This window comes from Janthinobacterium aquaticum (genome assembly GCF_009208565.1).
In the GTDB taxonomy this organism is placed as follows: Bacteria; Pseudomonadota; Gammaproteobacteria; order Burkholderiales; family Burkholderiaceae_D; genus Janthinobacterium.
In genome coordinates this window covers 69,629-87,764 of sequence record NZ_WFLK01000005.1, presented here as the reverse complement: position 1 = coordinate 87,764, position 18,136 = coordinate 69,629, and the positions used below count along the sequence as shown (strand labels likewise).

Below are 18,136 nucleotides of genomic sequence, written 5' to 3'. Positions count from 1 at the left end.
GGGTAACTACCTGATGGCAGCGCATGGACAAACGTTTTGAACCCGTAGCCCGCCTGGCGGCCGTCATCTTCCTGCTGATCGGCTGCTTTTTCGTGCTGCGCCCGTTTTTGCCGGCGATGCTGTTTGCCATCTGCGTCAGCATCTCCAGCTGGCCGCTGTACCTGCTGCTGCTGGCGCGCCTGAAAGGGCGGCGCAACCTGGCCGCCGCCATCATGACCGTCTCGCTGGTGCTGGTGATCGTGCTGCCGCTGGTGCTGGTCACCTACAACCTGGCCGACAATGTGGCGCGCATCTATGAGCAGTTGAGGAACGCGCTGGAAACGGGCAATCTGCATCCGCCGGCCTGGCTGATCGACATTCCCTTGATCGGCGACACACTCGACGGCTATCTCCAGCGCATTATTGCCGACCGCCAGGAGCTGCTCAACCTGGGCAAGAACATGCTGGAACCGGCGCGCCATTTCCTGACCGCCGGCGGTATCGTGCTCGGCAGCGGGGTGGCGCAGACCAGCCTGGCGGTGTTTGTCAGCTTCTTCCTCTACCGCGACGGCCAGCTATTGCGCGACGCCGTGCTGGCCGGCAGCGTGCGCATTATCGGCGACAGTGCACCGGGCGTGGCGCTGACCGTCAGCCGTACCGTGCGCGGCGTGATGTATGGCCTGCTGGGCACGGCGTTGGCGCAGGCGCTGGTGGCGGTGATCGGATTTTTGATTGCCGGCGTGCCCGCCGTGGCGCTGCTTGGTATTGCCACCTTCATTTTGTCGCTGGTGCCGGTGGGCCCACCGTTGATCTGGGGCGGCGCGGCGATCTGGCTGTTCAATGACGGCCAGACCGGCTGGGCAATTTTCATGGTGATCTGGGGCGCGGTGCTGATCAGCGGGGTCGACAATGTCGTCAAGCCGGTGCTGATCAGCCGTGGCAGCAGCCTGCCGTTTCTGCTGGTGCTGCTGGGGGTGCTCGGTGGCGTGCTGGCGTTCGGCTTTGTCGGGATATTCCTGGGGCCAACGCTGCTGGCTGTGCTGTACAGCCTGCTGCAGACCTGGACCCTGGGCGACACCACGGTGCCGCAGGGCAAGGACAGGCTGGGCGCGAAAAAACCTTAATCGCGCAGGTCGTCGTCGAGGTCGCGTTCCTGTTTCGGAATCACCTTGATCAGCACGATGCGCGGGCCGTTCATTTTCTTGACCACGATATCGAAGTCGACAAAGGTGATGCGCTGACCCTGCTTCGGGATATCGCCAAGCTTGACCATGATCAGGCCGCCTACCGATTCCACATCGTCCAGTCCCAGCTCCTCGTTTTCAATATCGATACCGAGAATGCGCTCGAGCGAGAAGATCGGCAGGCTGGCCTTGCCGATCAGCGTGCCGTCGCTTTGCTTGAGCCAGTCATTGTCGTTGCGGCGGAATTCATCGCGAATTTCCCCCACCATGGCGCCGAGCAGATTGTCGAGCGTGAGAAAGCCGACCGGGCGCTTGCCTTTTTCACCGATCAGCGCAAAGTGCGGCGCACCGTCGCGGAAGCGGCGGAACAGTTCCAGCGCCGGCGTGCGCGCGGATATAATCTCGACCGGGCGCAAAAACGGCATCAGCGAGCTGATGGTCTTGCCGGCCTGCTGCGCAAAGAACAGGTCTTTCAAATGCACCACGCCCAGCACATCGTCTTCATTGGTATCGAAATACGGATAGCGGCTGAAACGGTTGCGCAGCACTGTGTCGAGGTTCTGTTCCAGCGTTTCGGACGCATACAGGGCAACGACTTCATTTAGCGGGCGCATCAGGTCCAGTACCGTCATCTGCTCGAAGTCGAGCGACTGGGCCAGGATATTGCGCTCGTCGCGCGTGAATTTCTCGCCAGGCTGGCTGGTGCGCAGGATCAGTTTCAGTTCTTCCGACGAGTAATGCGCATCGTGCCCGCCCTTGCCCGACAGGCCGGCCACGCGCAGCACCGCATTGGCGCTGGCGTTGAGCAGGTAGATGGCCGGATACATGGCCCAGTAAAAGCCGTACAGCGGGATCGCGCTCCACAGACCGACCGCTTCCGGATTGCGGATCGCCATCGACTTGGGTGCCAGCTCGCCGACCACGATATGTAAAAAGGAAATCACGCTGAAGGCAATCACGAACGATACGCCGTGGATCAGTTCCTGCGACGTGACGCCGACTGCGGAAAACAGCGGCTCGAGCAGGCCGGCAAAGGCCGGCTCGCCGACCCAGCCCAGGCCCAGCGAAGCGAGCGTGATACCGAGCTGGCAGGCCGACAGGTAAGCGTCGAGCTCGCCATGCACCTTGGCCAGGATGCGGCCCCGGATGCCCTGCGTTTTGGCAATCGCGCGGATGCGGGTGCGGCGCAGGGTAACGATGCCAAATTCGGCGGCAACAAAAAAACCGTTGAGCGCGACCAGGAAAAAGGCCAGCAGGACAAGCAAAACATTATGCATGGGGCGCAAACAAGATGGACTGTAAAAACGTCATCTTAAACGACGCGGCCGGCGCATGCACATTTTGCGCATGCGCCGGCCCGGCCACGCTGCTTATTTCTTGCCGGTGGCAGCCTCGCCACGCATGCTCATCACCATGACTGCAGAGACCACGGCGGGAATCGCCACCACCAGAAAGATGGTGCTGTTGGGCCAGTTCATGCGTATCAGTTCGCCGCCCAGCACCGGGCCGACGATGGAGCCGATGCGGCCCACGCCCAGGCTCCAGCCGATGCCGGTCGAGCGCAGCGTGGTCGGATAGTAGCTGGCCGCCAGCGCATTGACGGCCGGCTGGCCACCGACCACGCAAAAGCCGGCAACAAAGATGGTGATGAACAGGAAGGCCAGCGACACATCCGGGCGGCCGATCAGGGCAATCGCCACGGCCGCGACCAGGAAGCAGGGCAGCAGGATGCGGCGGAAACTCGAACGGTCGATCAGCTGGCCCATCACCAGCGTGCCGATGGTGCCGCCCACCTGCAGCGCGGTGCCGGCCAGTACCGCGTTGGCGGTCGACAGGCCGGCATCCTTGGCAATGGTCGGCAGCCAGTTCGACAGGAAATACAGGTTCAGCAGGTTCATGAAGTTCATCACCCACAGTAAAATCGTCATGCGCGCACGTCCGCCCTTGAACAGCTGCAGCACCGGCGCACCCTTGTGCTCTTTTTCATGCACTACATAGTGTGTGTCGGCCGTGATGGTCACGCTGGGATCGATACGCTTGAGCCAGAGGGCGACCTTGTCCAGGCTGCGCTGTTTGAGCACCAGGAACTGCATCGACTCGGGCAGCAGGAAAAACATCGCCACGCCAATCACCAGTGGCACCACGCCGCCGACATAAAACACCGACTTCCAGCCAAACGCAGGAATCAGCGCCGCCGACAGCAGGCCACCGAGCACGGCGCCCAGCGTAAAGCCGCACGACACCAGCATCATCAAGGTGACTTTCTTGCGCAGCGGACTGTATTCGCCGGCCAGCGCCATGGCGTTGGGCATCACCGCGCCCAGGCCCAGGCCGGTAATGAAGCGTATCAGTTGCAGCTGCTCGATCGTGCTGGCCAGCGGCGTGACCAGCATGCACAGCGAAAAAAAGATGGTCGAGCCGATCAGTACCGGACGACGGCCAAACTTGTCGGCGGTAATGCTGAACACCAGCGAGCCGACCAGCATGCCGAAGAGACCCGCGCCAAACACCGGGCCCAGGTTGGCCTTGCTCACGTTCCAGTCCGCAATGATGGCCGGCGCCACATAACCCATGGCCTGCACGTCGAAGCCATCCATGATCACGCACAGGCCGCACAGGATCAGCATGCCGATCTGGAAAGAGCCGATTTTATTGTTGTTGATCAGATCGGGAATATCGATCGTCCTGCCTGCTGCCGTTGCCGCTGTCATGCTGTGCTCCTGTCTGACTGTTGTTATGGTGGCGCGTCCGCTTGCGCCGCGGCGCGCCAGTCTCGACAGTTATTACAAACGTTTTTGTTTATTTGTTCAAACGTTATTTCTTGCTGGATTTATCGGATTATCTAATGAGTGCTGCCCGTTCGCTGCACGGCGTCCAGAATCACCTGCAGCGCCGGATGGGAAATCTTGCGCTCGTTGGAGATCACATAAAACTGCTCGCGCAGGGCCGAGGCGTCGCCGACCAGCACGGCGCCAAACTGTTCGGCAATCTCGGCCGCCAGGCTGGCCGGGGCAAAGAACAGGCCCAGGCCTTTGCGGCCGAACGCATTGAGCATGGCGTTGTCCTCGAATTCGCCGACCACGTCGGGCCGTACGCCTTGCTGCACCATCCATTCGTCGATACGCCCGCGCAGGGCGTTATTGCGCGTAGGCAGCAGGAACGGGGCGCCGTTCAGGCTGCGCGGAAAGTCCTGCTGGTAGCGCGCCGCCAGGCCCGGCACGCCGAACAGCTTCATGCTGCTTTCGCCCCACAAGTGGCTGGCCACGCGCAGGCTGGCGCCGGCCGGCACGGCGCGGTCTGTCAGCACCAGGTCGAGCTTGTGCAGCGCCAGGTCGGCCAGCAGCGAGGTGAATTCATCTTCCAGGCAGACCAGCTTGACCGCCACGTTCATGCTGCGCGTGGCGTCAAGCATGCGGTAGGCCATCAGCTTGGGCAAGGAATCCGAAATGCCGACCGTCAGGCGCATCTTTTCGGCATCGGCGTCGGCCAGCGCATCTTGCAGCTGCTCGCCGAGCAGGAAAATCTGGTCGGCATAGCCGAGCGCCAGCCGGCCCGCTTCGGTTGGTACCAGGCGCCGGCCCTGCGGCTGCAGCAGCGACTTGCCCAGTTCCTTTTCCAGCAGCGCCAGCTGGGTGCTGATGGTCTGCACGGCCAGCCCCAGCCGCTCGGCCGCGCGCGTCACGCCGCCTTCCTTGGCCACCACCCAGAAAAAATACAGATGGCGGTAGTTGAAACCTGTAGTTTTCATCGAATCTTCCGTTTTTACGAAGTAATGCTTCCATTATCTTCTATTTTTAAATCAATCGCGCGACCCTATACTGCTCTTCGTTGTCTGAGCATTAACGACGATTTGAAGAACATAAAGACAAGGGAGCATGGATGAAGCATTTCAGGATGTCATTTCTGGTGACATTTATCTGCCTGGGCGTTGCCGCCTGGTGGGGTTATACGCATGGCGGCGTGCCGGCGATGTTTGCGGCGCTCGGTATTGCCGTTATTTTGAGCATTATGGAAGTGTCGCTCTCGTTCGATAACGCGGTAGTGAACGCTTCGGTACTGAAGAACTGGGACAAATTCTGGCAGAACCTGTTCCTGGGCCTGGGCATGATCATTGCCGTGTTCGGCATGCGCTTGCTGTTCCCGCTGGTCATCGTGGCGCAGGCTGCCGACCTGGGGCTAATGGAAGTGTGGACGCTGGCGCTGAACAACCCGGACCAGTATTCGATGCACCTGACCAATCACCATGCCGAAGTGGCAGCGTTTGGCGGCATTTTCCTGCTGCTGGTGTTCCTGAACTTTATCCTGGACGCCGAGAAGGAAACGCACTGGCTGGGCCGCTTTGAAGAAAAGCTGGGCGCACTGGGCAAGGTCTCGTCGATCTCGGTAATGGTGGCGCTCGGTACGCTGATGGCCAGTCTGACGATGATTGCCGAAGGCCAGAAACTGGTGGTGCTGACGGCAGGCGTATGGGGCATTTTGACCTATGTCGGCGTGGATGTGATTAGTGGCCTGCTGGAAAACGATGATGGCAGCGGCAACGTGGGCGACATCGTCAAGCGCGGCGGTATCGGTGGTTTCCTGTACCTCGAAGTGCTCGATGCTTCGTTCAGTTTTGATGGCGTGATCGGCGCGTTTGCGATCACCAAGGACGTGGTCATCATCATGCTGGGCCTGGCCATCGGTGCGATGTTTGTGCGTTCGATGACGGTGTTCCTGGTACGCAAGGGTACGCTTGATGAATTCGTTTATCTGGAACACGGTGCGCATTATGCGATCGGCATCCTGGCCGTGATCATGTTGGTCAGCATGAAGTACCACGTACCGGAACTGTTCACCGGCCTGATCGGGGTGGCCTTTATTCTTGCCTCGCTGTGGTCGTCGGTACGCTACAAGCGCCGGATGGCGCTGGAAGAAAATACAACCTCTGCGCTGGAATCAGTGAAGGCGTAGCAGGTCAAACAATACGCGGCAAACGCCCACACCCGTTTGCCTGCGTGATGCAGCAAAGGTGTCAGCAAGTAATTATTGATTCTTTTTCTAGGAGAAACACATCATGGCAATCAGTCTGCAAAAAGGCGGCAACGTCAACCTGAGCAAAGAAGCACCTGGCATCACCAAAATGACCATCGGCCTGGGCTGGGATGCCCGCGTTACCGACGGCGCCGCCTTCGATATCGACGGCTCGGTATTCCTGTTGAAAGCCGACGGCAAGGTGCGCGCCGACGTCGACATGGTCTTCTACAACAACCTGAAATCGAGCGACGGTTCGGTTGCCCACTCGGGCGACAACACCACCGGTGCCGGCGATGGCGACGATGAAACGGTCAGCGTCGACCTGTCCAAAGTGCCGGCCGACGTCGACAAGATCGCCGTCTGCGTCACCATCCATGACGCCGAAGCGCGCAAGCAGAACTTCGGCATGGTCTCGAAAGCCTATGTGCGCTGCGTCAACGATAGCGGCAATACCGAAATCGCCCGCTTCGATCTGTCCGAAGACGGCTCGACCGAAACGGCGATGGTGTTTGGCGAAATCTACCGCAACGGCGGCGACTGGAAGTTCAAGGCTATCGGCCAGGGCTACAAGGGCGGCCTGGGTCCGTTGGCAGCCTCGTTCGGCGTCGGCGTTTAAGGTTGCTGGTCACCACCATCGGGAAGGAAAGCAGATGCCAGTTTTTAACCTGACAGGCGATAACGATCCGTTTTTGCATGTGTCTTTGGCCAAAGGCGAAAAGATTTATTGCGAATCGAACGCGATGGTGATGATGGAAACCAGTCTTGAACTCAAGGGCAAGATGACTGGCGGCATCGGTGCGGCGCTGATGCGCACCTTTGCCAACGGCGAATCGTTTTTTCAGCAGCATATCGAAGCCGTGCGTGGCGACGGCGACTGCCTGCTGTCGCCGACCTTGCCCGGCGCCATGCAGGTGCTTGAGGTGGGCGCCCAGCAATATATGATCAGCGACGGCGCCTTTGTGGCAGCGACCGCCAGCGTGGAATTGAAGGTGCGCACGCAAAGCCTGGGCAACGCGCTGTTTGCGCAGAGCGGCGGCTTTTTCATTACCGAGACGGCCGGCAGCGGCCAATTGGTAGTGTCGGGCTTTGGCATGATCTCGGAACTCGAGGTCGCGCCCGGCAAGGACATCGTGATCGACAACGCCCACGTGGTGTGCTGGGACAGCCGCCTGCACTATGAAATATCGATGACGACCGGTGCCTCCGGCGGTTTCCTGGGCAACCTGATCAACAGCCAGACCAGCGGCGAAGGCATGGTGCTCAAGTTCAGCGGTGCCGGCAAAGTACTGATCTGTTCGCGCAATAGCGCAAGCTTCATGGCCTGGACACAAAGCAAGCCGGCTTGAGGCAACAAACTAACTGAGGAGTAAAGCAATGTCTGTCAATTTGAGCAAGGGCCAGAAAATCTCTCTGGACAAGGAAGCTGGCGCCAGCCTGACCCGCATCACCATGGGCCTGGGCTGGGATTCGATCAAGACCAAGGGTTTCCTCGGTTTCGGATCGAAAACCGAAGCCATCGACCTCGACGCCTCGTGCGTGCTGTTCGATGAAGGCGGCAAGCTGGCCGATATCGTCTGGTTCCGCCAGCTGAAAAGCAAAGACGGCAGCGTCAATCACACGGGCGACAACCGCACCGGCGCCGGCGATGGCGACGACGAGCAGATCGAAGTCGATCTGTCGCGCGTGCCTGCCAGTGTGAAAAGCCTGGTCTTTACCGTCAACAGCTTTACCGGCCAGAATTTTTCGCAAGTGGAAAACGCCTATTGCCGCATTGTGAATGCCAGCAATAGCCAGGAAATCGCGCGCTTCAACCTGTCCGTGCAAGGCGCCCATACGGCGCAGATCATGGCCAAGCTGTACCGCCATAACGGCGAATGGAAGATGCATGCGATCGGCGAAAACGGCAACGGCCGCACCTTTGACGACCTGATGCCGCAAATTTCCGTTCATTTGTAAGGAGCAGTACGCAGCAGGCGGGGACGGACCGGATACCGGCCCCTGCCGGCTGCATTTGAATTGAAGGAGTGCTTGAGATGATGCGTTTGCTGACAGCCTTGCTGCTTCCCTGTCTGACCTTTTTCATGCTGGGGCGTCCGCTGGCCGGGATTGCCACCTTGTTGTTGCAGGCTACTGTGATCGGCTGGGTGCCAGCGGCCCTGTGGGCCCTGCACACGGTCAACCAGCATAAAAGCGAACAGGAACTCGAAGGCGCACTGGGCCGCAGCTACCTGCGCCGGCGCAGCCGGATTATCTGATCAGGCACCACCTTTTGAAAAGCCCGCACAGCGATGCGGGCTTTTTTACGTCATCGCAAACTGGCACGCCAGAATCGCCGTGTTATAGCCGGCATGCACCAGCATCGGCGCGGCCAGCGTACCGCTGCGCTCATAAGCCCAGCCTGCAGACAAGCCCAATACAAACACCGGCAGCATCGATAAAGGCGGATGGACGATGGCAAACAGGGCGGAGCTGAAAACAATCGCCTGCCAGGCCGGCAGCGAGCGGCGCAGGCCGCCTTGTAGCAGGCCGCGGAAAATGAATTCCTCGCAGAGCGGCGCGGCCAGCACCGTCAGGCCGATCAGCCACAGCCAGTGCCAGTCCTGCGCCAGTGCAATGGCCGGTGGCGGCAGCTGGCCGCTGTGTTTCAGCAGCACGGTGTAAGCGATGCCGCAGGCGGCCGCGACGGCGGCGCCGGTCAGTCCATGGCGCCATACATTACGGCCGTGCCCGATGCGTGGCACGCCGCTGGCCTTGCTGCGCCAGTAGACCAGGCGCGTCAGCACATAGGTGGCCGCGCCGGCAATGCCGAAGGCCAGTGTGATGTCCGGCAGGCTGGCTTCGCCCTTGCCCTTCAACACCAGCAAGGCCAGCACCTGCAGCACGAAAAACAGCATGGTGGCGATCAGGCCGTCGGCGGCAGACACGCGCGCCGGCGGCGAAGCGGCCGGATCGAGCAGAAACGGTATCTCGTCGCGCGCTTTTTGCCACAGCGCCACGGCCAGCGCGCCGGTCAGCACCACGAACACCAGTTGCTGCACCAGGCTGCCTGCAGACAGCGCGGCAATATACAGGCCGGTCAGCAGCATGTACAAGTACAGATAGGTCGGGCGCATTTTTGCCGCCGCCTCGACTGCCAGCGGATCGCTGGCAAACACGCCCAGCGCCACTGCGATGACGGCATACAGCGCAATGCCGGCCAGCGCCAGCAGCATCAGGCCTGCCATCTGCCAGTGCCAGCCGGGCAGTACGGCCAGCGCCACGCCAAAAAGGATCGCCGGATAGAGCATGGCCAGCGCCGCCCACAGCTGGGCTTTTTGCCGCAGTGCCTGTTCCACGCCCAGCGGAAAAGTATAGAGCAGCCATAATGCGCCGCCTTCCTTGTTGAGATTCTGGAAGGCCGACATCATCAAGGTGTAGGTGCCAAGAAAAAAGCCGGTCGAGGCCAGCAGGGCAGGGCTGTCCAGCAGCTTTTGCATGTCCTGTAGCTTGCCAGTGACCGCGAACTGGCCGCCCAGTATGACGATGGGCAACAGCATGGTCTGTACCAGGAAATTGCGGTCGCGCAACAGCAGCGTCAGCTCGCGCCGCTGGATGGCCGTGCCAGGACGCCAGCGCTGCGCCGCTGCCGATGCCTGCACTGGGCTGGCATGGCGCACGCTGGCGCGCTGGCCCTGGCCGACCACGCCGTGGCGCAACTGGCGGCGCAGCAGCGCCATGCCGAGCGCCAGTACCAGCGCCAGTTGCGCCAGCAACAGGGCCGCAAGGATCAGCGCCGTCAGCGCATCCGGGGCGTTGATGCCACGGATGGCCAGGCCAGGCGGGGTCCAGCTCAGCCACGCCGGCGCGGCGGCGGCCCATTCAAATGCAAAGCCGCCCGTACCCATGCCAAACGACATGCCGATATACATAGGCAGCATGGCCAGCAGGGAAATGATTGCCTGCAAATTGCTCAGCCTGGCCGGTGACAGCGACAGGCGCAAACCCGTATCGACGATGGTGCGCAGCATGGCGGCAACCACCAGCAGCGGCCAGCACGCCAGCAACGCCGGCAGCAGCGAAAGCCAGCCGTAGCCTGAATACCACGCCAGGACGACCGTGGTCGGCAGCAGGGCAATCAGGCCCGCCGGATTGGCCACGCTGCGCTCAAGCACGCGTGCCCATAGCAGCGTGCCGTTCGATACGGGCAGGGTCACCAGCCACTCCAGGTCCCAGTCCGGGCGCGACAGTTCGCCGGCCGCCAGCGGCAGCAGCAGGCTGACCAGCCATAGCAGCGCAAGCTGGAACGTCAGCGCGCCGATCAGGGCGCCATCGAACGGGGCGCTGCGCAGTTGCACAGCTGCCGACTGCATGAAAGCATCGGTGCTGCAACTGTGGGCGGCGCCCAGCTGGCAATACAGATTGAGTACGCTGCTGCGCGCCAGGTGGCCAAACGACAGCAGCATCGGCACCATCAGCAGCAAGCTCAGCAGCGCGCGCAAGCGCCGCTTGCCTGGCGTGGCAGCGCGGCGGCTGGCCGTCCTGTTGCGTTGAAAAGCCAGGCCGCGGCCCAGCATGTTGAGCAGGCGGCGCAGGCGCAGGCCGATCAGCAGGCCGACCGTGCGCAAGGGGGCAGGCAAGGTGCTCATGCTGCGTTGCCGGCTTTGTCGGTCAGCTGCAAAAAGAGCTCTTCCAGGCTGCCTTCGCTGGCCAGCTGTTGCCGGATTTCCTGCAGGCTGCCGGTCGCGGCTAGCGCCCCATGATCGATAATGGCCATGCGGCTGCACAGCTTTTGCGCCATGTCGAGCAAATGGGTCGAGACAAAGATGGTGGTGCCGGCGGCAGCAATGCGCAGCAGGCGATCCTGTACATCGCGCGAGGCGCGCGGATCGAGCCCGTTGATCGGCTCGTCAAGGATCAGCACCTTCGGTTCGTGGATCAGCGCGCAGGCCAGCCCCAGTTTTTTCTTCATGCCCAGCGAATAGTTGACGGCAAACTCTTCACTGGCTTCGTCCAGGCCGAATTCGGCCAGCAGCTGCGCCGTGCGCTGCGCGGCTTCGCTGCGCGTAAAGCCATGCATTTCAGCGACGAACTGCAAGATCTCGCGGCCGCGCAGATAGTCGTAGAAAATCGGATTGTCGGGCAGGTAGCCGACCTTGCGCTTGACGGCGGCGCCGTCGCGCTGGCAATCGAGGCCGTCGATCAGCACCCGCCCGCCGCTGGGCACCAGGATGCCCATCATCATGCGGATGGTGGTGGTCTTGCCGGCGCCGTTGGGGCCGAGAAAGCCAAATACTTCACCGCGTGCCACCTGCAGATCGAGCGGGTGGACAGCGTTGAAGCTGCCGTAACGTTTGCTGAGAGCCTGGAACTGTATCATCGAATGCCTTGAAAGGAGGTTGCACGATCATACGCGGGTTGACTTGCTGCTGAGTTAACAATGAGCAAAAGCAGCCAGCAAGTCATGGCGGTTTTTTTCCGTGACCCGCAGCGCGCGGCTGTCGAACTCGCGTTCTGCCCAGCCCCGGCGCAAAGCCAGCTGCAAGATGGCCGCACCGAGGGCGCCACCGAGATGGGCACGCCGCTCGCTCCAGTCCAGGCAGGGGCAGGCAAAGCGCCGCCGTTGGCGTGCCAGTGCCGGCGCATCGATTCCCAGCGCCGCCATGCCGGCCGTGCCTGCTTCCGACAGTACATAGTTGCCGTCGTCCTCATGCAGCCATTGCTGCGCCATCAACTGGTCGTGCAAGGCCACCGCCACGGTGCCGGCCATATGGTCGTAGCAGGTGCGTGCGTGGCGCAAGCGGTCTGGCGTCGATGGCACGAAAGGCTGGCGCGCCACGCCGGCGATGACCAGCAGCGCTTCCAGCGCCTGCGCCACTTCGCTGCCAGCCAACCGGTAATAGCGGTGCTTGCCCTGCGCGACCACCGACAGCAGGCCGTCATCGCGCAACCGCGCCAGATGGGCACTGGCGGTCGAGGCGCCCACCTCGGCCAGCGTCGCCAGTTCGGTTGCCGTGCGCGCATGGCCGTCGAGCAGGCATGCACAGCATGCGCGCGCGTGCCGGCTCGGCAATCGCACCGGCCAGTTGCGCCAGGCGAGCATCGGCAGTGATTACGGTCTCAGCATTCATGATTCGTCCGTGAGCGAAGTGTTGTGGTTGATGCGCCAGCATACTGGCAGGCCTTATTCATTGCAATGGAGTTGCCATGCACGCCCACGACCCTGACCACGCGCTTGCTGCCGTCACGCACGGTTCACCCTACGATTATTACCGCCGCCTGGCTGCCGGTCCGGTGTTGCTGTTTGATGCCGCACTTGGCTGCTGGCTGGCCAGCGGCCACGGCGTGGCGGCGGTGCTGAACCATCGCGATTGCCGTGTGCGTCCGCTGGCCCAGCCAGTGCCGCCAGCGCTGGTGGGTAGCGCCAGCGGCGCCATTTTTGCCGAACTGGTGCGCATGAATGACGGCGCGCGCCATGCCACGCAGAAAAAGATCCTGCAGCAAGGCGCGCTAGGCGCCGGGGCGTTGCAGGCGCAGCTGGCTGCGCTGTTGCAGCATGAGCCTGCAGCAGGCAGCCTGCTTGCCACGTTGCGCCAGATCGATGGCACGGGCGAACTGGCGCCCGCCAATATACTGGGCCTGCTGTCGCAAACGTGTGAAGCCACCGCCGGCCTGTTGGGCAATGCGGTGCTGGCTTTGATAAAAGCTGGCAGTAGGGAAGCCGCGCCGCCAGCCGGCTGGGCCGCCATGGTGGCCGAGGTGGCAAAACACGATCCCGCCATTCATAACACGCGCCGCTACGCCGCCTGCGCGTTCGATCTCGAGGGCGCGGCCATCGCCGAAGGGCAGATGATCCTGGTGCTGCTGGCAAGTGCCGGCATGCCTTACGGCCATGGCGTCCACCTCTGTCCGGGGCAGGCGCTGGCGCACACCATCGTGGCGGCCACGCTGGAACAGTGGCAGCCGGCATTGTCCAGGCTGGCGCTTGCGTGGCGCTATCGGCCGTCGCCAAACGCCCGTATCCCGGTATTTTCCGATGGCGGTGCGCCATGATTGCCGTGATTTTTGAAGTCTGGCCCAGTGCCAAGGGGCGCCAGCAATATCTTGACCTTGCCGCGGCCTTGCGCCCCTTGCTTGACAGCGTCGATGGCTTTATTTCGATCGAACGCTTCAGCAGTCTCAGCGACCCTGGCAAGCTGCTGTCGCTGTCATTCTTTCGCGATGAAGCGGCCCTGGCGCAGTGGCGCCAGCTCGAAGCGCATCGCGCCGCCCAGTGTGCAGGCCGGGCAGGCGTGTTTGACAACTACCGGCTGCGTATCGCCGGCGTGGTGCGCGACTACGGCTTGAATGAGAGGCTGGAAGCGCCTGGCGACAGCCGCCGGCAGCATGGCGCCGGGGCGGGCAACTAGCTTTTCAGCGCGCCTTGCGTGATCTTGACCTTGACCCGGTACAGCGGGTTGATCGCATCCTGCGGTGGCGGGGTGGCTGGGTCGACGTCCAGCAGGGTGAAAGTCAGGTGGCGCACGGTCACGGAACTGGCGGCGCCGGGCATGGCGTCCGACAGCACGATCTCGGTACTGCCTACGTTGTCGACCAGCGTGAAGCTGTAGCTGACATAGCCTTTCCAGACGCACACGGCGCCCTGGCGGCAGCGGCTGTCGTTGACGCGGTCAAACTTGAGCGTATCGGTGGCGGTAATGGCTACCTGCTGGCCGGGCGACAGCACATGGGTCACGCTGCGCGGCGTATTGTGGGCGTCGCCGACGCTGCTGGTGGCGCCGCAGCCGGCCAGCAGGGCCAGGCAGGCAAACAGCCAGATCAGGAATGGTGAGCGGCGGGTAAAGCGGATGGAGGACTGCATATTTTCCTTTCAATAATATCCTTGGTATGACATGAACAGATGAGTCAAGAATAACAAAATGTCATTTTCATGGCGCGCAATTGACCTGCAGGGCGGCGCACCACAGGTGGCGCGATTCTGCGTAAAATGGCTGCTTTGAAAATCAGGAAACAACCATACAGAAAATTTACTTTTTAGAATTCGTAAGTCATTGATTTTAAATAGAATTAAGTTCTATGTTGTTTTTAAAAGCTTGTCAAAAACTGATTCTCGGCCTAAAATATTTCCATAAAATTGTCAAATTTTGGGGAAATAGATGGCTACGTTGCCGCGCGGGATCACAGCAGTTAGCTGGAAAAATAGCACAAAGTCAAAAGAGAAGATTGTCAAGTACAGAGTGCGAGTACAGAAAAAAGTTGATGGCCAGCAAGTCAAGCTTGACAGCCTTTTTGATACACTTCAACAAGCTGTAGACGAACTGAATAATTTCAAGTCTAAAGCAGGTAGCTATTTTTTAAGCACACTTGACAAGCATAAAGAAGAAGAAAGAAAAAAAGTAAATGAGTTCTTAGTCGCTCCGCCACTTTCTGTATACATTAGAAGATATATTGCAGAAAAAATTGACACAAGAAAAAAAGAAACTCAAACACAACAAAGAAATACAGCAGTAATAAAATCTTTTTTTAAAACAATTCTCAAGACAAAAATTCCAAACCGTCACCACTCTACAACAGCCCCACTCTTACAAGCTGGTGGTATGCTTGCTTTGATAGCGAACAATACACTTTCACAGACAGAAGAAAAAAAAGAATTCGGCACATTTAAAGTTCAAGAAATTTCATATATTGAAATTAATGACTACATAAAAGAACGACTAAAAACAGTTAAAAAAATATCTGTAGCTAGAGAGCTTTCATTCATTAAAAAATTATTCGATGAACTGAAGTATTACGATAAATCATTTTTTCATTTTCAAAATCCTGTACTTGCTCATGATAAAAGCTTATTAGTTAATAGTGATATTTCTTCAAAAAATAGTTATCGCTTATCAACAGAAGACAAAGATATTTTATTCAAAGCACTTGATACATATAGTAATTGGGAATTGAAAGCTATCTCGTTACTTTCATATTACTGTGGTTTTCGTAGAAGTGAGATCGTCCCGTTAACTTGGGCCCAAGTTAATTTAGCTGAAAACTATGTGCAACTTTATCAAACAAAATCAGGACAACCTCGAAAAGTTTACATATTAAAAGAAGCAAAAGAAATCTTTGAAAATATGCCAAAAACAAACGGCGACAGGCTTTTTAGTTACGGTGTTTTAGGATTTTCGGGCTCATTTGATAAGCTTATTGAGAAATTGGGTTTAAGAAAAAAAGGCTTTCGTTTTCACTTTTTTAGAAGAGAAGCTATATCAAATTTAGTATTCAATTTAAGTCAAGCAACTGGAAGTACTGGACAAGATTTTTCTATTCTTATAAGCGAAATACTAGGCATTGAGAATATAGCTTCACTTGAGAGAAATCATATAAATCAATTGCCACCAACAGAAATAACTTCACAAAATCAAGTTATGAAATCTGTGGGTCATAGCAACAAGCAAACAACAAAACGATATTCCAGAATTAAAATCCGATAGGAAAATATGAAAAATAAATTATCTTTCACTCTGCTTTTTCTCATTTCTATGAGTGCAAATGCAGAAGAAAAAATTCTTGAATGTAACGGTTTTTCAGAAGATGAGGGAATAAATCTCCCGAAAGTTGACAAGCCAATTATTCGAAAAAAAGAAAAAGTTTATGAGCAATTTATAGTTAATGAGAAGTCTATAACTATCGTCAGTGGAACATATAACATTAAAGACGAGAATTTTCAGCTATGTGAAAAGACTACTAATGCTTATGTATATGCTTTAGATTGTGCTATAGCTGAACCTCGAAAAATGGCTATTGATTGGACACAAGAGAAAAATGCAGATTCACCCAATAGTGCATTTTATAAAAAATGGATACCAACCAAAAAATCATATTTTGGAGCAAGATTAATTTATCTTGACAGAGTAAATTTGACGATTATCGACGACGATTATCAATTGAATACAAAATATATAAAAGATAAGAAATCAATTTTAGATTTGCAAAATTATGCAATCGTAAATCATTCAAGTTATCAGTGCAGAATAGCAAAATCAAAAATTTAACACGATAATAAAAAAAGCCCCAGCAATGGGGCTTGATTTTTTTGTATTTCCTGTTTTAATAATTAGTGCTAACTATAAAATTAAAAGGGAAATCTTATGTCTTTAAATATAAATAATAAATCTGCTGTTGTCAATAACTCAAATGAAGAATTTGACTATTTCTCATTAAATAAAAAAGTCTTCAGGGAATTAGTCTTAATACCTCGCCCAAAAAACACACTCTTCAATATTATGGTTAACTTGGCTTGTAAAGTCACTTACAAAAACGGGCTTGTAGGTGTTCATAGTGAAATCTACAAGACAGGTTTAGCTAAAGAATTAAAAATTAACGACGGTGATATTTCAGGATACTTAAAACAGCTTGAAAAATTAAATTACATAAAAATATTCAATGTAAGCCCCCTGGTCTTGCAAGTGTTGGAAGTTCCACAAGTCACTCATTTTAACGATATTAAAGCTGTATTATTGTATGTCCATATGAATGCACAACAATTTAACTTTCATAGAAATTTGAAGAGAAAAACGGCATTTTTTGAAACATTCAAAGAGTACAACAGTCAAATTCTTGTAGAGAAAATTAAAAAAGCTACTGTTCCATCAAATCATCCAGATATGCCAACAGATGAGGAAGTAGAAGATATTTTCGGATACAAAAAATAATCCCTATGGGGATTATTTTACGACTGTATATAAATAGAACAGCAATAAGTCAATAGTAAGAAAATCTCACCCCACCCCTTTAACCAAGCCCCTGAGAGCTTATTAATCAAGCCTTCACGGCGCGGCGTCCAAGCCCCTCAACCAAGCCCCTTAAAATCTCAACCAAGCCCCTGAGGGCTTATTAATCAAACCTTCGTGTTATGTCGTCCAAGCACTTTTTGTATGTTTGATAAAGAATGCTTGACATACAGCAACATATATCAATCATTACTATATCTAATACATAGTACAAAGTAGTTTATATTAAACATTACTAACATAGAATAAAGAATAAAATTCCCCGCGTCGAAAAATTACACTATTCCAATGCAAAAGACACTCATTGAGTGTCTTTTTTTGTTTTAGAAGACTGAGCGAGTCAGTCATTCTTTTCACTATCGTGATCTGAATTTTGTAATTCTTCTTCTTCAATTTCTTTAAGAATTTCGTCATAAACAGACTCCCAGTCTTCATATGTGTGCAATTCATTTTTGAGCTCTTTAAATGTTTCTTCACTCACTAATTTTTTAACTTCAAGTATTACATTAAACATTTTTATACTCTCCTATTTTTATACCTTCCAATCGAACTGATCAATTATTACTTTTTTGTTTTGTGCATTAGCTGAAAAATTTAGCTCAATAAGTTCAATAATTGTAGCTTCAATTTCTTTCTCATATTCTATTGATAGCTGACTAAGTTTTTCATAAACATCGTTGCCAATAATTTTTTTTAGCACAGCTAATTTTTGCTTTTTTTCTTTTTCAATAAAAACATCTACAGCATTACGAACGACTAAAGACATATTTGAATTATTGAGTTCAATGTGTTCTTTAGTTAAATATTCGATCTGATCAAATCTCAAAAATACGGAAATTTTCAAATGCTCTTTTATAGCTTTAGTTTTTGATTTTTGATTTTCAGCTATTTCTTGTTTTTGTTTTTTCATAAAAGTCTCCTGGTTTTTCTTATCTTAGCAATCATAAAAAAAAGAACAAGAGTTCAATGATATCGACTTGTCCGAAAAAAGAAGACAATCATAAATTTTTTACTTGTCGGATTTTATCCGATATCGACTTTTAACTATGCTATTTACAAAGAAAAATAAAAAGCTATGATTAAAACAAGAACAAAAATAAGGTCAAGCAAGGCTACTAGCTGATACGGGCTAAAATAATTTTCAATTATATTTAGCTCTCTCAACTAGACTTTTCTGGGGTTTCCCCAGTCCCCTTAAAACAATAA

The 18,136-nt window shown here is 55.1% G+C and carries 19 protein-coding genes and 1 pseudogene; 11 read left to right on the top strand and 9 right to left on the bottom strand.

Annotated features, from left to right (window positions below; translation table 11 throughout):
* Nucleotides 1-23 precede the first annotated feature (23 nt).
* Nucleotides 24-1,103 carry an AI-2E family transporter gene (locus tag GCM43_RS10180; protein ID WP_152243844.1) on the top strand — a complete coding sequence of 360 codons (1,080 nt, stop codon included), beginning with the start codon at nucleotides 24-26 and terminating at the stop codon, nucleotides 1,101-1,103.
* On the opposite strand, the gene GCM43_RS10175 is transcribed toward GCM43_RS10180, so the two are convergent.
* From GCM43_RS10175 to nhaR, 3 genes are all read right to left on the bottom strand, one after another.
* Entirely contained in the window at nucleotides 1,100-2,440 is a 1,341-nt protein-coding gene (locus GCM43_RS10175; RefSeq protein WP_152243842.1) for a hemolysin family protein, read from the bottom strand. The two genes, GCM43_RS10180 and GCM43_RS10175, sit on opposite strands and share 4 nt — an antisense overlap.
* A 93-nt stretch (nucleotides 2,441-2,533) precedes the next feature.
* Nucleotides 2,534-3,874 carry an MFS transporter gene (locus tag GCM43_RS10170; RefSeq protein WP_152243840.1) on the bottom strand — a complete coding sequence of 447 codons (1,341 nt, stop codon included), beginning with the start codon at nucleotides 3,872-3,874 and terminating at the stop codon, nucleotides 2,534-2,536.
* 131 nt (nucleotides 3,875-4,005) lie between these two features.
* A complete protein-coding gene (nhaR, locus tag GCM43_RS10165) occupies nucleotides 4,006-4,911 on the bottom strand; it encodes a transcriptional activator NhaR (RefSeq protein ID WP_152243838.1) in 906 nt (301 codons plus the stop codon).
* A 131-nt stretch (nucleotides 4,912-5,042) separates the two neighbouring features.
* Here nhaR and GCM43_RS10160 point away from each other — a divergent pair, with 131 nt between their 5' ends.
* The 5 genes from GCM43_RS10160 (at nucleotide 5,043) to GCM43_RS10140 (ending at nucleotide 8,431) form a co-directional block, all read left to right on the top strand.
* Nucleotides 5,043-6,113, top strand: a complete 1,071-nt coding sequence (locus GCM43_RS10160; RefSeq protein WP_152243836.1) for a DUF475 domain-containing protein — start codon at nucleotides 5,043-5,045, stop codon at nucleotides 6,111-6,113.
* A gap of 103 nt (nucleotides 6,114-6,216) precedes the next feature.
* Nucleotides 6,217-6,792: a TerD family protein gene (locus GCM43_RS10155; RefSeq protein WP_152243834.1), complete on the top strand. Its 576-nt coding sequence runs from the start codon at nucleotides 6,217-6,219 to the stop codon at nucleotides 6,790-6,792.
* 34 nt (nucleotides 6,793-6,826) lie between these two features.
* Nucleotides 6,827-7,522 (top strand): TIGR00266 family protein, encoded by a 696-nt coding sequence (locus tag GCM43_RS10150; protein ID WP_152243832.1) that lies wholly within the window; start codon nucleotides 6,827-6,829, stop codon nucleotides 7,520-7,522.
* Between the two features lie 28 nt (nucleotides 7,523-7,550).
* Nucleotides 7,551-8,132, top strand: a complete 582-nt coding sequence (locus GCM43_RS10145; RefSeq protein ID WP_152243830.1) for a TerD family protein — start codon at nucleotides 7,551-7,553, stop codon at nucleotides 8,130-8,132.
* A gap of 77 nt (nucleotides 8,133-8,209) precedes the next feature.
* Complete coding sequence (locus tag GCM43_RS10140; RefSeq protein WP_319636955.1) at nucleotides 8,210-8,431, top strand: YqaE/Pmp3 family membrane protein; 222 nt, start codon at nucleotides 8,210-8,212, stop codon at nucleotides 8,429-8,431.
* A gap of 45 nt (nucleotides 8,432-8,476) precedes the next feature.
* Here GCM43_RS10140 and GCM43_RS10135 read toward each other — a convergent pair whose 3' ends face one another.
* From GCM43_RS10135 to GCM43_RS10125, 3 genes and pseudogenes are all read right to left on the bottom strand, one after another.
* Entirely contained in the window at nucleotides 8,477-10,801 is a 2,325-nt protein-coding gene (locus GCM43_RS10135; RefSeq protein WP_152243828.1) for a CPBP family intramembrane glutamic endopeptidase, read from the bottom strand.
* Complete coding sequence (locus GCM43_RS10130; RefSeq protein ID WP_152243826.1) at nucleotides 10,798-11,532, bottom strand: ABC transporter ATP-binding protein; 735 nt, start codon at nucleotides 11,530-11,532, stop codon at nucleotides 10,798-10,800. The genes GCM43_RS10135 and GCM43_RS10130 overlap by 4 nt, the downstream gene beginning before the upstream one ends.
* Before the next feature lie 54 nt (nucleotides 11,533-11,586).
* Nucleotides 11,587-12,202: pseudogene (locus GCM43_RS10125) on the bottom strand (helix-turn-helix domain-containing protein).
* 157 nt (nucleotides 12,203-12,359) lie between these two features.
* On the opposite strand from GCM43_RS10125, the gene GCM43_RS10120 reads away from it, so the two are divergent.
* Entirely contained in the window at nucleotides 12,360-13,205 is an 846-nt protein-coding gene (locus GCM43_RS10120) for a cytochrome P450 family protein (protein WP_152243824.1), read from the top strand.
* Nucleotides 13,202-13,561, top strand: coding sequence for an antibiotic biosynthesis monooxygenase family protein (locus GCM43_RS10115; RefSeq protein ID WP_152243822.1), 360 nt, complete (start codon nucleotides 13,202-13,204; stop codon nucleotides 13,559-13,561). Before GCM43_RS10120 ends, GCM43_RS10115 begins: the two co-directional genes overlap by 4 nt.
* On the opposite strand, the gene GCM43_RS10110 is transcribed toward GCM43_RS10115, so the two are convergent.
* Nucleotides 13,558-14,013 (bottom strand): hypothetical protein, encoded by a 456-nt coding sequence (locus tag GCM43_RS10110; protein ID WP_152243820.1) that lies wholly within the window; start codon nucleotides 14,011-14,013, stop codon nucleotides 13,558-13,560. The genes GCM43_RS10115 and GCM43_RS10110 overlap by 4 nt on opposite strands.
* Nucleotides 14,014-14,308: 295 nt before the next feature.
* Between GCM43_RS10110 and GCM43_RS10105 the strand changes: the two genes are divergently transcribed.
* The 3 genes from GCM43_RS10105 to GCM43_RS10095 all read left to right on the top strand — a co-directional run bounded on the left by GCM43_RS10105 (nucleotide 14,309) and on the right by GCM43_RS10095 (nucleotide 16,852).
* Nucleotides 14,309-15,631 carry a site-specific integrase gene (locus tag GCM43_RS10105; protein ID WP_152243818.1) on the top strand — a complete coding sequence of 441 codons (1,323 nt, stop codon included), beginning with the start codon at nucleotides 14,309-14,311 and terminating at the stop codon, nucleotides 15,629-15,631.
* A gap of 6 nt (nucleotides 15,632-15,637) precedes the next feature.
* Nucleotides 15,638-16,192 carry a hypothetical protein gene (locus GCM43_RS10100; protein ID WP_152243816.1) on the top strand — a complete coding sequence of 185 codons (555 nt, stop codon included), beginning with the start codon at nucleotides 15,638-15,640 and terminating at the stop codon, nucleotides 16,190-16,192.
* Between the two features lie 96 nt (nucleotides 16,193-16,288).
* Nucleotides 16,289-16,852 (top strand): hypothetical protein, encoded by a 564-nt coding sequence (locus GCM43_RS10095; RefSeq protein ID WP_152243814.1) that lies wholly within the window; start codon nucleotides 16,289-16,291, stop codon nucleotides 16,850-16,852.
* A gap of 418 nt (nucleotides 16,853-17,270) precedes the next feature.
* Here the strand turns inward: GCM43_RS10095 and GCM43_RS25805 are convergent, their stop codons facing one another.
* The gene (locus GCM43_RS25805) at nucleotides 17,271-17,444 is read right to left on the bottom strand and encodes a hypothetical protein (RefSeq protein ID WP_193315590.1); all 174 of its coding nucleotides are present in this window, start codon (nucleotides 17,442-17,444) and stop codon (nucleotides 17,271-17,273) included.
* Between the two features lie 18 nt (nucleotides 17,445-17,462).
* A complete protein-coding gene (locus GCM43_RS10090) occupies nucleotides 17,463-17,840 on the bottom strand; it encodes a hypothetical protein (protein WP_152243812.1) in 378 nt (125 codons plus the stop codon).
* Nucleotides 17,841-18,136 lie beyond the last annotated feature (296 nt).